Annotated in this window: 11 protein-coding genes; 7 read left to right on the top strand and 4 right to left on the bottom strand. The window is 65.7% G+C overall.

What is annotated here, in order from left to right:
* The first annotated feature begins 2 nt into the window (after positions 1-2).
* Positions 3-899 carry a formyltetrahydrofolate deformylase gene (gene purU / locus FHJ30_RS00940; protein WP_139027397.1) on the top strand — a complete coding sequence of 299 codons (897 nt, stop codon included), beginning with the start codon at positions 3-5 and terminating at the stop codon, positions 897-899.
* 198 nt (positions 900-1,097) lie between these two features.
* A complete protein-coding gene (locus FHJ30_RS00935; protein WP_139027396.1) occupies positions 1,098-2,138 on the top strand; it encodes an AAA family ATPase in 1,041 nt (346 codons plus the stop codon).
* Between the two features lie 42 nt (positions 2,139-2,180).
* Here FHJ30_RS00935 and FHJ30_RS00930 read toward each other — a convergent pair whose 3' ends face one another.
* Together FHJ30_RS00930 and FHJ30_RS00925 are read right to left on the bottom strand one after the other, a co-directional pair.
* On the bottom strand, positions 2,181-3,137 hold the full coding sequence (locus FHJ30_RS00930; RefSeq protein WP_139027395.1) for a DUF559 domain-containing protein: 957 nt from the start codon (positions 3,135-3,137) through the stop codon (positions 2,181-2,183).
* Positions 3,138-3,285: 148 nt separating this feature from the next.
* Positions 3,286-4,836, bottom strand: a complete 1,551-nt coding sequence (locus FHJ30_RS00925) for a PucR family transcriptional regulator (protein WP_171058872.1) — start codon at positions 4,834-4,836, stop codon at positions 3,286-3,288.
* A gap of 108 nt (positions 4,837-4,944) precedes the next feature.
* Here FHJ30_RS00925 and FHJ30_RS00920 point away from each other — a divergent pair, with 108 nt between their 5' ends.
* Both FHJ30_RS00920 and FHJ30_RS00915 read left to right on the top strand, forming a co-directional pair.
* Positions 4,945-6,477 (top strand): cytosine permease, encoded by a 1,533-nt coding sequence (locus FHJ30_RS00920; protein WP_139027394.1) that lies wholly within the window; start codon positions 4,945-4,947, stop codon positions 6,475-6,477.
* 18 nt (positions 6,478-6,495) lie between these two features.
* Positions 6,496-7,449, top strand: coding sequence for a polysaccharide deacetylase (locus FHJ30_RS00915; RefSeq protein ID WP_139027393.1), 954 nt, complete (start codon positions 6,496-6,498; stop codon positions 7,447-7,449).
* On the opposite strand, the gene FHJ30_RS21945 is transcribed toward FHJ30_RS00915, so the two are convergent.
* Positions 7,446-7,796 carry a hypothetical protein gene (locus FHJ30_RS21945; protein ID WP_373683146.1) on the bottom strand — a complete coding sequence of 117 codons (351 nt, stop codon included), beginning with the start codon at positions 7,794-7,796 and terminating at the stop codon, positions 7,446-7,448. The genes FHJ30_RS00915 and FHJ30_RS21945 overlap by 4 nt on opposite strands.
* Positions 7,797-8,042: 246 nt before the next feature.
* On the opposite strand from FHJ30_RS21945, the gene FHJ30_RS00905 reads away from it, so the two are divergent.
* A complete protein-coding gene (locus tag FHJ30_RS00905) occupies positions 8,043-8,237 on the top strand; it encodes a three-helix bundle dimerization domain-containing protein (protein WP_139027392.1) in 195 nt (64 codons plus the stop codon).
* Between the two features lie 78 nt (positions 8,238-8,315).
* On the opposite strand, the gene FHJ30_RS00900 is transcribed toward FHJ30_RS00905, so the two are convergent.
* Entirely contained in the window at positions 8,316-9,026 is a 711-nt protein-coding gene (locus tag FHJ30_RS00900) for a PKD domain-containing protein (protein ID WP_179997638.1), read from the bottom strand.
* 428 nt (positions 9,027-9,454) lie between these two features.
* Here FHJ30_RS00900 and FHJ30_RS00895 point away from each other — a divergent pair, with 428 nt between their 5' ends.
* Positions 9,455-10,633, top strand: coding sequence for an ABC transporter substrate-binding protein (locus FHJ30_RS00895; RefSeq protein ID WP_139027390.1), 1,179 nt, complete (start codon positions 9,455-9,457; stop codon positions 10,631-10,633).
* Positions 10,634-10,879: 246 nt separating this feature from the next.
* Positions 10,880-11,899 (top strand): VOC family protein, encoded by a 1,020-nt coding sequence (locus FHJ30_RS00890; RefSeq protein ID WP_139027389.1) that lies wholly within the window; start codon positions 10,880-10,882, stop codon positions 11,897-11,899.
* The last annotated feature ends 6 nt before the right edge of the window (positions 11,900-11,905 follow it).

Below are 11,905 nucleotides of genomic sequence, written 5' to 3'. Positions count from 1 at the left end.
CCATGACTGCCATTGAGACTGAAACTGTCCCTGCCACTTCCCCGACCACTGTGGAGCACGTCCTGACTTTGGACTGTTCCGAATCGCCCGGCATTGTCCACGCCGTGTCCGGCTTCCTGCTGGAGCACGGCTGCGACATCATCGACAACCAGCAGTTCGGCGAGCGTTCCGAAGGGCATTTCTTTATGCGGGTGCATTTTGCGTCCGACGGCGATGCCTCCACCGTGGACACGCTGCGGGCGGCTTTTGGTCCGGTTGCGGAGCGTTTTGGGATGCGCTGGCGGCTGGAGCGGCAGGGTTCCAAGCGGAAAGTGCTGATCATGGTGTCCAAGTTCGGGCACTGCCTGAACGATCTGCTGTTCCGGGCGCGCATCGGTGAACTGCCGGTGGACGTGGTGGCCGTGGTGTCCAACCACACCGACCACCAGGCCCTGGTGGAATGGCACGGCATTCCGTTCTTCCACGTGCCGGTGACGCCGGAGACCAAGCCCGCGGCGGAAGCCCGGCTGCTGGAGCTGGTGGACGAGTTCGACGTGGAACTTGTGGTGCTGGCCCGGTACATGCAGGTGCTCAGCGACAACCTGACCCGCAAGCTGGACGGCAAGGCGATCAACATCCACCACTCGTTCCTGCCCAGCTTCAAGGGCGCCAAGCCGTACCACCAGGCGTACGCGCGGGGCGTGAAAACTGTTGGGGCAACGGCGCACTACGTCAACGCTGAACTGGACGAGGGACCGATCATCGCCCAGCAGACCGTGGAGGTGAACCACACATACGGGCCCGAGGACCTGGTGGCTGCCGGCCGCGACACCGAGTGCAAGGCCCTGTCCAACGCGGTCCGCTGGCACTGTGAAGGCCGGGTGATCCTGCAGGGCAACCGGACGGTGGTCCTCCGGTAACCCCGTCCCTGCCCCTCCCCACCTTCGCCCTCCCCCACCCTCACCTCCCCCACCTGACCCCTCCCCACCATACGCTCTCTCACTCGATGCGGGTTTTGGCCGGACCCTCTCTCACTTAACGCGGGTTCTGGCCGGACCCTCTCTCACCCAGTGAGGCCAGCCCCATCCCGGTTAGGAATCGAGTACTACAGTGGATGCATGGCTGCCAGCCGCAATCCGCTCGACGACCTGCGCGAAACCATCGGCCACCTGACCGATCAGCTCAGGCTGCACGGTTCCGAGCGCGTTGACGACCTGGTGGGCGATCTCATCGGTGCGAGGCCCGGGCCGGCCCGCCCGCTGTCCGAAGTGCAGGCCGAGCTCGACGCACTGGTCGGACTGGAGACCGTAAAGGAACAGGTGCGGGCCCTCGTCGCCCTGCTCCAGGTCCAGGCCCGCCGTAAGGCGCATGGCTTGCCGGAAGTGGCGACATCACAGCATCTGGTGTTCCTCGGAAACCCGGGCACGGGCAAGACCACCGTGGCGCGGCTCCTGGCCGAGATGTACCGCGCGGTGGGTCTGCTGCAGAAAGGCCACCTGGTCGAAGTCGACCGTTCGGGCCTGGTGGGGCAGTACGTCGGCGCGACCGCCATCAAGACGGACCGGGTAATCCGGCGTGCGCTGGACGGCGTCCTGTTCATCGACGAAGCCTACGCGCTGGCCCCGGAAGACGGCCGGACGGACTTCGGCCCCGAGGCGATCGAGGTCCTGCTCAAGCGGATGGAGGACCACCGGCACCGCTTGGTGGTGATCGTGGCCGGGTACCCGCGGCTGATGGAGTCCTTCCTGCTCTCGAACCCCGGATTGCGCTCCCGGTTCGCCCGCGAGATCACTTTCTCCGACTACTCCGTGGACGCACTCCAGACGATCTTCCACCAGATGTTGGCCCAGCACGAGTACAGGCTGGAGCCTGGTGCGGACCAGACGCTGCGCCGCATCCTCACCGGGCTGCACGCAGGCGAGGACTCCGGCAACGCACGGTTCGCCCGCACGCTGTTCGAGCAGGCGATCAACCGCCAGGCGCTGCGGCTGTCGCTCGACGAAGAACAAAGCCTCGACGCGCTCGATCGTGAGGCCGTCATGACGCTCACGGCGGACGACATCGTGGAGGCCGCGCTGGCCTTGGGCGAGCAGCCGGAGCCGGAACCGACGCCGGAACCGGAACCTGAGCAGCCCCGCTGGTGGCGCTGGCTGGTCTGACCGGATCCGCGGCAGCTGTCATGGCTGCAGCACCGACGCCGTTCACTCGCCGCTGGCAAACCCGGACGCTTGGGGGTGGTCAAGCGGACGGTTTCGGAGCGCCCGTTTTATCCGCTGTACTGCGCGCTGAAAATCGTCAGCGAGGTCGTCCTTGTCGAAGACAAGGACCGTCCAGCCTGCTGATTCGAAGGCCTTGTCCCGTCTCCTGTCGCTGAGGATCTGTACGTCACCAAGGTGATGTCCGCCGTCGTACTGGATGGCAAGGCGGCGGTGACGATAGGCGAGATCGGCCGACGGCGACCGTGCGTCTCCGGCGCGCAACGGCACCTGGAGTTCGGGCTCGGGCAGGCCTGCGCTGACGATGGCCAGGCGCAGCAGCGATTCGGGCGCAGAGTCGGCCCCCACGCGCATAAGGTCCAATGCTTCACGCGCCTTGACGACGCCCTGGAGATTCGGGTGGCGGCCGACCAGGATGCGCAGCCCCGCCGGGGTGTCGTAGGGCTGCGTCCTTCCCTCGAAATCCACCCGCGGGATGCGGATGAGTTCATCACCCATGCTCACCAGGTCGTCGAGTGGCAGGATCCGTGCCAGGTCGAGCCAGGTGCGGGACCGGGTGCTCAGCCGGATGCCATCGACCACCTCAACCTCATTTTCAAGGGCAAGGACGGTGTGCCCGAAGATGCCCTTGCGGCGCACCGACGGCAGCGCACGAAGCTTGCTGAGGTGCAACTCTGTGGAGTCCGCCAGCCACGGTGGCAGCAGTTGGCACCGGAGCCGCGCCGCTGTCACGTGCGAGATCCAAGCTCCCGGCGACGCGGCGGACAACACTCTGGCGGCGCCTTCCAGGTCGAAGTCCCAGTCCGCGGGACGGTAGAGGCCGCGGCCCACGTTGACTACATCGTTGCGCCGGAGCCGGTCCAACGTGACGCCGGAAGCCCTGGCCGACGCGAAGGTGAAGGGAGCTGTTGCCAACGGCAGGGGAAGAACTTGCTTTCGCATGCTGGCATTGTGCCCCGAGACGCCAGGAGGCTGCAGAAGTTATCCACAGGCCCCGTGGAACCGGCGCACGGGTGAGAGAGGGTGGCCCAAAAACCGACGTTAAGTGAGGGAGCGTCGGCTCAAAACCCGCGTTAAGTGAGAGAGCGTGCTAGGTGGGCTGCGGGGTGGCGAGGCGGGCCGCCAGGTGCAGGGCAGCGAGGCGGCCGGTGCCGCGGGGGTCGCCGCCGCAGAGGGAGAAGATCCGCGTCAGCCGCTGGTGCATCGACTGGCGTTCCAGGTGCAGCTCCCGCGCGGCCTGCGCCGTATTGCATCCGGAGTCCAGCCAGACCCTCAAGGTTTCCACCAACGCCGAATGCCGCTGCTCATCGTGCTCAAGAAGGGCACCGAGCTGCTGCCGGACAAAATCGGTCCGCTGCACCTCGTCCAGGGAATGGAACGCAAGGCGTTCCACTCCGAAGGCCTCGGCGTCGAGCACCTCGCTGGCCATTCGCGACCCGGGCGGGCGCGGCTCACCGCCGGCCCCCACATCCAGCGTCAGCCGCGCCTCCGCAAGCGACCACGGTGCCGCCGAGATTCCGGAGGCCACGGGACCCACCGAGCTGATGCTGCCCTCCGGCAAGTCGAGCGTCCGGAGTCCGGCCAGGATCCCGCTCCGGTCCTCATGCGCTTTGCCGGTCCGCAACACTGCGAGCGCCAACAGCTCCTCGTTGTCCGCGTAGCTGGCACTGTGCCGGCCCACCCGGTCCAGCAGCTGCTCCACGGTGGTGCGCAGCTGCCGGGAACCGGGCGACCGGATCACAACTGCCACCAGCTGCGCAGCCGGGGGGATGCCTGCAGCCGGCGCCAGTTGCTGGAGCCGCCAGTTTTGGGTGCCGGAATCAACGGCGCGGATCAGGGCGGCTCCTGCCATCTCCTTCAGGCCAGGCGGCATGCGCTGCAGCAGGGCCAGTGCCAGAATATCCACTGCGCGTGTCCCGGCAATCCTGGCCAGGCTTATATCCCCGCCCGGCAAGGTGTGGAGGCTCAGGCGCGCTGAAGGGATACCCCGCACGGACACATCGATATGGGTGGTGCGCGCACGGTCCTGGTCGGCGTCCGCCGCGGGCGTCAGCCCGGCATTCCCAACAAAGTCAGCAGGCAGCGCGCTTGCCAGCGGAGCCCCCGCGTTGGACGTCAGGACAACTTCCGCGCCCGTAGCGTCGGCCAGGACGGCCAGGATCCGGTCGAGGCTGCCGCCGTGGGCCAGCTCCACCGCCATGGCGTGGCTTGCCCGGTCAGCCTGCTGAAGGTGCGCAGCCGACTCGCTCACCAGCAGCGAATTGATGGCCTCCATGACGCCCACGAAGGGCACCACTTTGCGCAGCTCTATCAAGGGAATTCCCGCGGCCTCAGCTGCGCCCACCATGGAGGACGGAATGGACGGCAGGGCTGGGCCCGTCTCAATGGCCAGTGCAGCCACGCCCCGTTCCGCCAGCTCCCAGATGTAGCCGATACGCCGCTTGTCCGTCGCCGCGGCCAGCGCCTGGCCGCCGGTGAGCAGGAGTTCACCACCGCCAAGTAACGGGGCGATGTCCAACACTTCACTGGAGTGGATCCAGCGAAGCTGGGTTTGGACTGCCACGCCCGCCGCTGCGCGGATGACGGGGTCCGCAGGGGTGAGGGTGGGGTGTTTCAAAACATCCTGCAGGCTTATGGGCATGACACTCCGTCGCGTGAAATACAAATGTTCACGACACATTGTATGTGGTGGATTGTGGCCTGAGCCACATAACCTGAATCTATCCCTTTCACTTATGGAGGCTCCCCCATGCAAGACAACCTCTCCACGAAGCAGTCCGGGCCGGCAATGGCGCCGGCCGAAGACTGCGAAGCCTGGCTCCAGCCCATTCCCGAGTCCCAGCGCACGCACAAAGTTTCCGGCCAGTTCTGGATCTGGGCCGGCGCCAACCTGGCACCGATCAACTGGGTACTGGGTGCCCTCGGAATCCACCTGGGGTTGGGTTTCGCGGACACCGTGACAGTCCTGGTGCTGGGCAACCTGATCGGCATGCTGCTCTTCGGCTGCTTCGTCCTGCTGGGCCAAAAGACCGGCGCCACCGGCATGGTCCTGGCCCGTGCCGCATTCGGCCGGCGCGGCAACTACCTCCCCGCCGCCATCCAGGCGCTCCTGGTCATCGGCTGGTGCGCGGTGAACACCTGGATCATTCTGGACCTGGTCATGGCGCTCTTCGGAACGCTCGGCTGGGTTGACCCCACCGCCCACAACTACGCCTGGAAGATCGGCGTCGCCACCGCCATCATGGCCGCCCAGGTAGCCATTGCATGGTTCGGCTACAAGGCAATCGCCGCCTTCGAAAAGTGGACCGTCCCGCCCACCATCATCATCCTGGCAGTAATGTCCGCAGTGGCCTGGTTCGGCATGAAGATCGACTGGGGCTACGCCGGCCCGGCCGGCAACATCCTGGAAGGCTCCGAGCGCATCGCCGCCATGAGTGCCGTCATGACTGCCATCGGCATCGGCTGGGGCATCACCTGGTTCACCTACGCCGCGGACTACTCCCGGTTCGTGAGCACCGAAGTGCCCAAGAAGAAGGTCTACCTCGCATCGGTCCTGGGCCAGTTCATCCCGGTCGTCTGGCTGGGCGTCCTGGGTGCAAGCCTGGCCACCAACAGCGGCGAAATCGATCCCGGAAAGCTGATTGTCCAGAACTTCGGGGTCCTCGCCCTGCCGGTGCTCCTGATGGTGCTGCACGGCCCCATCGCCACCAACATCCTCAACATCTACACCTTCTCGGTGGCCACGCAGGCGCTGGACATCACCATCAGCCGCCGCAAGCTCAACCTGTTCGTCGGCGTCTTCTCCCTCGCCGCCGTCGTCTTCTTCATCTTCCAGGAGGACTTCGCCGCAGTCCTCGACGCCTGGCTCATCGGCCTGGTGGCCTGGGTGGCCGCCTGGGGCGGCGTAATGCTGGTGCACTACTTCTGGATCGACAAGCGCTGGCCCGGCAACCCTGAAAGGCTGTTCGACGGCGTCGGCACCAGGCGGCTCCCCGGCGTCAACTGGGCGGGCGTCACCTCCCTCCTGGTGGGCATCTTCGCCACGTGGCTGTTTATGTACGGACTCGTTCCGGCGATGCAGGGCCCCATGGCCGTCGCCCTGGGCGGCTGGGACCTGTCATGGCTCGCCGGCGGTCTTGCGAGCGCCACCAGCTACGCCATCCTGGGCCCCAAGGTGCACCGCAGGTTCATTGAACAGGCCCCATCACACGCTGCAACCCTCCAGCTGCCCACCGAACTGACAGGCGCCGCGGCCCAGCCCGGCACGCCTGCAGCCCTCTGAGACGCCAGGACCACCACCATGACTGAAGCTTTCCCCGACTCCGCCCACCCGATCACCTGGCCCGAGGGCAAGCGTGCCGCAGCATCCTTCACGTTCGACGTCGACGCTGAGTCCTGCACCATCGCCCACGATCCCAAGAGCACAAGCCGCATGTCCCTGATGACCCACCAGTCCTACGGGCCCAAGGTTGCGGTCCCGCGGCTGCTGCAGATCCTCCAGCGGCAGGACATCCGCGCCACGTTCTTCGTCCCCGGCTTCACGGCCGAGTGCTACCCGGACACCGTCCGGCGGATCGTGGACGCGGGGCACGAGGTGGCCCACCACGGCTACCTGCACGAGCCCATGCAGGGGATCAGCGCGGAGACAGAGGCGCGGTACATCGACCGCGGACTCGAGGCGCTGGCCAAGGCCGCCGGGGTGGAGCCGGTGGGCTACCGGGCGCCGTGGTGGGAACTGAACTGGCACTCCGCCGGGCTCCTGGCGGACCGCGGGTTCCTCTATGATTCAAGCCTGCTCGACGGCGATGCCCCCTACCGCTTCAGCGTCGCCCCTGGCGACTCCCGGGACATTGTGGAGATCCCCGTGGACTGGGCCCTGGACGACTGGGAGCAGTATGCCTTCTACCCGGGTGTGACAGGCAGCGGCGTCATCGAGAGCCCCGCCAAGGTCCTGGAAATGTGGACGCTCGAGGCAGAGGCCCACCATGCCCAGGGCAGCTGCTTTGTCCTCACCAACCACCCCTTCATCTCCGGCCGGCCCTCCAAAGCCGTTGCCCTGGAACGGCTTATTGAGCGGGTCAAGGGCATGGACGGCATGTGGGTGGCAACCATGGAGGAGATCGCTGAGCACACCCGGCGGACAGTCCAGGAGGTCCACACCCACGCACGGATCGAGGTGCCGGGCTTCCCCGACACCGGGGCGAGGTTCACGCCGTCAGCCGTCCGGGAGTCGCGGCCCGCCGCCGCAGGCTAAGAGCGGCCAGGAGCTAACCCGCAAGGAACCAGACCGCAAAGAGGAGTGGCTGCTGCCCGCCAAGGGCAGCAGCCACTCCTCCTGTTCTGAGCATTCTGGAACCTCCGGCAGCTGTGAAAGGCGGCGAGGCCGTCGTCGTACGTTCCTCTCGTCCAGGCGCACGCTACACGCGCACCTCCTCCTGGCCGGATGGCCTTCCGGCCATCCGTGAAGCCGGGCCGCAGAACTCCGAGTCGTTGAATTCGTTCCGGGCCAGCGGGTAGGACATGCCCTGGTCTGTGACGCCCACGAGGTGCGAGACGCCCCTCGCCGTCTTCTGCCAGGATCAGCCCGCCCTGGGGTGCCACCGTGATGTTGTCGGGGCCGTCGAAGGCGCCCTCCTGGTCAGGATCCTGGTTGACAGCAAGGACGCAAGTGGCTGTTCGCCAACATCCAGTCCCCCGGCTTCACCCTTGCCATCACCGGGGCCGTGGAGCCGCCCATCCAACGCCGAGGCAACCGCGTCCTAGGCCGCCACGTGCAGGCTTGCAGCCCTGACGTGGGACGACAAAGTGATGGTTGACTCTCCTCGTCACCAGGCCGAAGCTTTGGGAATGACAAAAGAACCCGAAGTGCGGGCCCTCATGGCTGTTGTCGACCGGCTGGCGGAACGCTTCCCCGAGGAACAGCGCTCCGTCATCGAGGACGTGGTCGCTGAAGAACACCGCTTCCTCGACGACGGTCCCATTCGGGATTATGTGCCGGTCCTTGTGGAACGGGCCGCAAGGATGCGTCTGACCCAGCACTAGCGCATGCCCTTCCCTCCTTCCGCGCTCCAGCCGTCGGAATGATGGTTCGAGCCGTACGCCGTGCGGCAAAAGAGGCACCTACTTGGCTGCAGGCAGCGTCGTCCCCGCACGGAGTCCAACTTCCATGTCCGCGGTTACCCCAAAAACTTCTACGAGCACGTCTTCTTTCCGCTGGATGTCGGTGACCGTAGTGGAGCGTGCTGCCTTTTCGATGCGGCCGACCGGCATGCCGTTGATGGCGATAGCCCAGGAGTCAGCAGCCAGATCGTCGGACTCCCAGGACACCTTGATTTCGCTGATCCCGTTGACGGTGGAGAGCGTCTCTGCCCGGACGTTTTTCGGCGGGGCCAACTGCTGATGAAACGGCTTCGTGCTGACGTGAACCGGGATCCTCAGGACGTGCGTGCTTCCGATGGGGTTCGAGACCCGCAGCGCCAACTCTCCTTCGAACTCGTCCCAATAAGTGTGCTTGTAGACGGGCTCTGTGGTGCTCGCATCGTAGGTGCCGTCCCCATCGAAGTCCCACTCATAGGTACTGATTGCGCCGACGGACTTAGAGGCATTGAAGGTGATCTCCATGCCCGGCGCTGCGAAGTAGCCGTTAATGGGGAACCTGGCCTCAACCCCGCTGTTCTTACCCAAAGGGATGGTAATGACCTGCAGCGGAGAGTCACTGGCCTGGGCGGACGGTGCCGGACCGGGCTGAGTGGAGGTGGCAGGCGGGGAGAGGGCCTCGGTTGTTATGGTGCCGGACAGGACACCCGGCCCCTGGGCGCAGCCTGTGGTCAAGGCTAACGACATTCCTGCTGTTGCCAGTAAAGCTGCATGGCTTGGTGTCATGATCTCCCCATTGATCTCGGCTGCCCTAACAAGCATGCGCAGAACTGCACCGCTACCGATACAGGGACTCCCACAAGATTTCCGCAGGAATTTAACGGCCTGTCTATGTGCCCAATGCATAACGGATTTCTGCCTGCACGAGGCGTTCGCGTTTGTGGTCCAGGTCAACGCTGAGGATGACGGTGGGTGCCCGCGCCACATCGGGTGCAGCGGCAGCGGCGCCGCCCCAGAAGACGTCCCGCGACGTTTCTTGACGCCGCGCTACGCCCTGTTGAGCGCTCGAGACCTTCCGTGAACGCCCGCTACGGGAATGATTGTGGGGCTGCCGGGCGCTCCGTAATCTCGTCTCAGCATCCGCCCCAGCAAAGGAAAATCCCATGTCAGACCCCTCGAACAGGAACCCCCAAGACTCCACCCGCATCGTTGCGGGGCAGTCCAACACACCCAGGCGTCCGCTGGGCCAGAAGATTGGCATTGCCGCCGTCCTCCTTGCCCTGGTGGGAGGCGGCGCAGCCATCGCTGCCACCGCGAATGGCGGCGCCGCTCCCGCTACCGCCACCGCCGAGGAAACCGTCCCCGCCGGCAACCCCGCCGCCGAATTGAAGCTTGGCTACTTCGGCAACGTCACCCACGCCCCCGCCCTCGTCGGCGTCAGCCAGGGCTACATCGCCGGCGAACTGGGCGGCACCAAGCTCAGCACCCAGGTGTTCAACGCCGGGCCAGCAGCCATCGAGGCGCTCAATGCCGGCGCCATCGACGCCACCTACATCGGCCCGAACCCCGCCATCAACTCGTTCGTCAAGAGCGGCGGCGAGTCGATCAACATCATCGCCGGCGCCGCGGCAGGCGGTGCCCAACTGGTGGTCAAGCCGGAGATCAACTCTGCGGCAGACCTCGAAGGCAAGATCCTCGCCTCCCCGCAGCTTGGCGGGACCCAGGACGTCGCCCTCCGCGCCTGGCTTGCCGCGCAGGGTTACAAGACCAACGTTGACGGCAGCGGCGACGTCGCCATCAACCCCACCGAGAACGCCCAGACCCTGAAACTGTTCCAGGACGGAAAGCTCGACGGCGCGTGGCTGCCTGAGCCCTGGGCCTCCCGCCTGGTGCTGACCGCCGGCGCCAAGGTGCTGGTGGACGAGAAGGACCTCTGGGACGGCTCGCTTTCCGGCAAGCCGGGCGAGTTCCCCACCACCATCCTGATCGTGAACCAGAAGTTCGCCGCAGACCACCCGGACACCGTCAAGGCACTCCTGAAGGGCCACGTGAAATCCGTCGAGTGGCTGAACGGGGCAGCCAGCGGCGAGAAGGCCAGCGTCATCAACGCCGCGCTCAAGGAAGCCGCCGGAGCCGAACTGAAGGCCGACGTGATCGACCGGTCCCTGAAGAACATCGTGTTTACCGTGGACCCGCTGGCCGGGACCTACCAGAAGCTCCTGGCCGACGGCGTAACCGCCGGCACCACCAAGCAGGCGGACATCAACGGGATCTTCGACCTGCGGGCGCTCAACAGCGTCTCCGGGGAGAAGACCTCGGCCGCGGGGCTGGGCCAGGAGTAGTCCCCAGCCGGCACGCTCTCTCACTTAATGCGTCATCCTGGCCAACGCTCCCGCACCTTCCATGGGAAAGTGCACGAGCGTTCGCGGTTTAGACGCATTAAGTGAGAGAGCGTCCCCTTCGGGGGGTATCAGCGAGACGGATACTTGATATCAAAAACACCGCCTTCCCCGAATATATGAAGTGCCTCACAGTAGTAACAGGACCTGCACCAAGAAACCGCAGCCAGTAACCAGAAGGACTTCAACGTGGAAACTCCCCTCTCCCATCTTGCACACCTCGAAATCACCAGCCCGGACGTCGAAGCCTCGGCACGCTTCTATGAGGAAAAGTTCGGCATGCGCATCATCGACCGCGTGGACGGCAACGTCTACCTGCGCTGCTGGGGCGACTACTACCGCTACAGCCTGGTGGTCACCGAAGGCCCGGAAGCGTCCCTGGGCCGGATGGCCTGGCGCACCAATTCCCAGGCAGCCCTGGAAGCCGCGGCCCAGCGCATCGAAGCCACCGGCGTGCAGGGCGCCTGGACCGCCGGCGGCCACGGCTACGGCAAGGCCTACGAATTCACCGGGCCCTACGGCCACCACATGCGCCTCTTTTATGACGTGGAGAAGTTCGTGGCCGAGCCCGGCTTCGAGTCCACCTACCCGGACCGCCCGGAACGCCGCAGCAGCCACGCCGCAGCGCCCCGTTTCCTGGACCACGTCACGGTGGCCACCTCCGACGTCCGCGGCTTCGCCAAGTGGTACAACGAGGCTTTGGGCTTCCGCGTGATGGCCTTCGTTGACCTGGACGAAGCACCCATCACCGTCTTCTCCGTCCTGACCACGAACGAAAAGTCACACGACCTCGGCGTTGTCCTGGACACGTCCAGCCGTCCCGGCCGCGTCAACCACATCGCCTTCTGGGTGGACGCAACCGAGGACCTGCTCCGCACCGCCGACGTTATGATGGAAAACGGCACCCCCATGGAATACGGCCCCTCCATCCACGGCGTGGGCGAGCAGAACTTCCTCTACTTCCGCGAGCCGTCCGGCCTGCGCGTGGAACTGAACTCCGGCGGCTACCGCAACTACGTCCCCGACTGGGAAGCCAACACCTGGAAGCCGTCCCTGGGTTCGAACAACTTCTACAAGAACGGCGCCATGCCGCACTCGATGACCGAATCCTTCCCGCCTGCCGAGGGCTTCACCGCCACGGAGGAAGGCGCCTCGCCCGAAATGAAGGAAGCCCTGCTGAACCCGTACGCCAAGCACGGCCGGGGCTAAGGCATC

The sequence above is a fragment of the Arthrobacter sp. BB-1 genome (assembly GCF_006151685.1).
GTDB lineage: Bacteria > Actinomycetota > Actinomycetes > Actinomycetales > Micrococcaceae > Arthrobacter.
Note: the sequence above shows the minus strand (reverse complement) of the source record. Positions and strands in the feature narration are given on the sequence as shown.

What these genes read in the sequence shown, in the direction of transcription:
- purU (WP_139027397.1), top strand. Translation starts at nt 3, where the DNA reads ATGACTGCCATTGAGACTGAAACTGTCCCTGCCACTTCCCCGACCACT.
- FHJ30_RS00935 (WP_139027396.1), top strand. Translation starts at nt 1,098, where the DNA reads ATGGCTGCCAGCCGCAATCCGCTCGACGACCTGCGCGAAACCATCGGC.
- FHJ30_RS00930 (WP_139027395.1), bottom strand. Translation starts at nt 3,137, where the DNA reads ATGCGAAAGCAAGTTCTTCCCCTGCCGTTGGCAACAGCTCCCTTCACC.
- FHJ30_RS00925 (WP_171058872.1), bottom strand. Translation starts at nt 4,836, where the DNA reads ATGCCCATAAGCCTGCAGGATGTTTTGAAACACCCCACCCTCACCCCT.
- FHJ30_RS00920 (WP_139027394.1), top strand. Translation starts at nt 4,945, where the DNA reads ATGCAAGACAACCTCTCCACGAAGCAGTCCGGGCCGGCAATGGCGCCG.
- FHJ30_RS00915 (WP_139027393.1), top strand. Translation starts at nt 6,496, where the DNA reads ATGACTGAAGCTTTCCCCGACTCCGCCCACCCGATCACCTGGCCCGAG.
- FHJ30_RS00905 (WP_139027392.1), top strand. Translation starts at nt 8,043, where the DNA reads ATGACAAAAGAACCCGAAGTGCGGGCCCTCATGGCTGTTGTCGACCGG.
- FHJ30_RS00895 (WP_139027390.1), top strand. Translation starts at nt 9,455, where the DNA reads ATGTCAGACCCCTCGAACAGGAACCCCCAAGACTCCACCCGCATCGTT.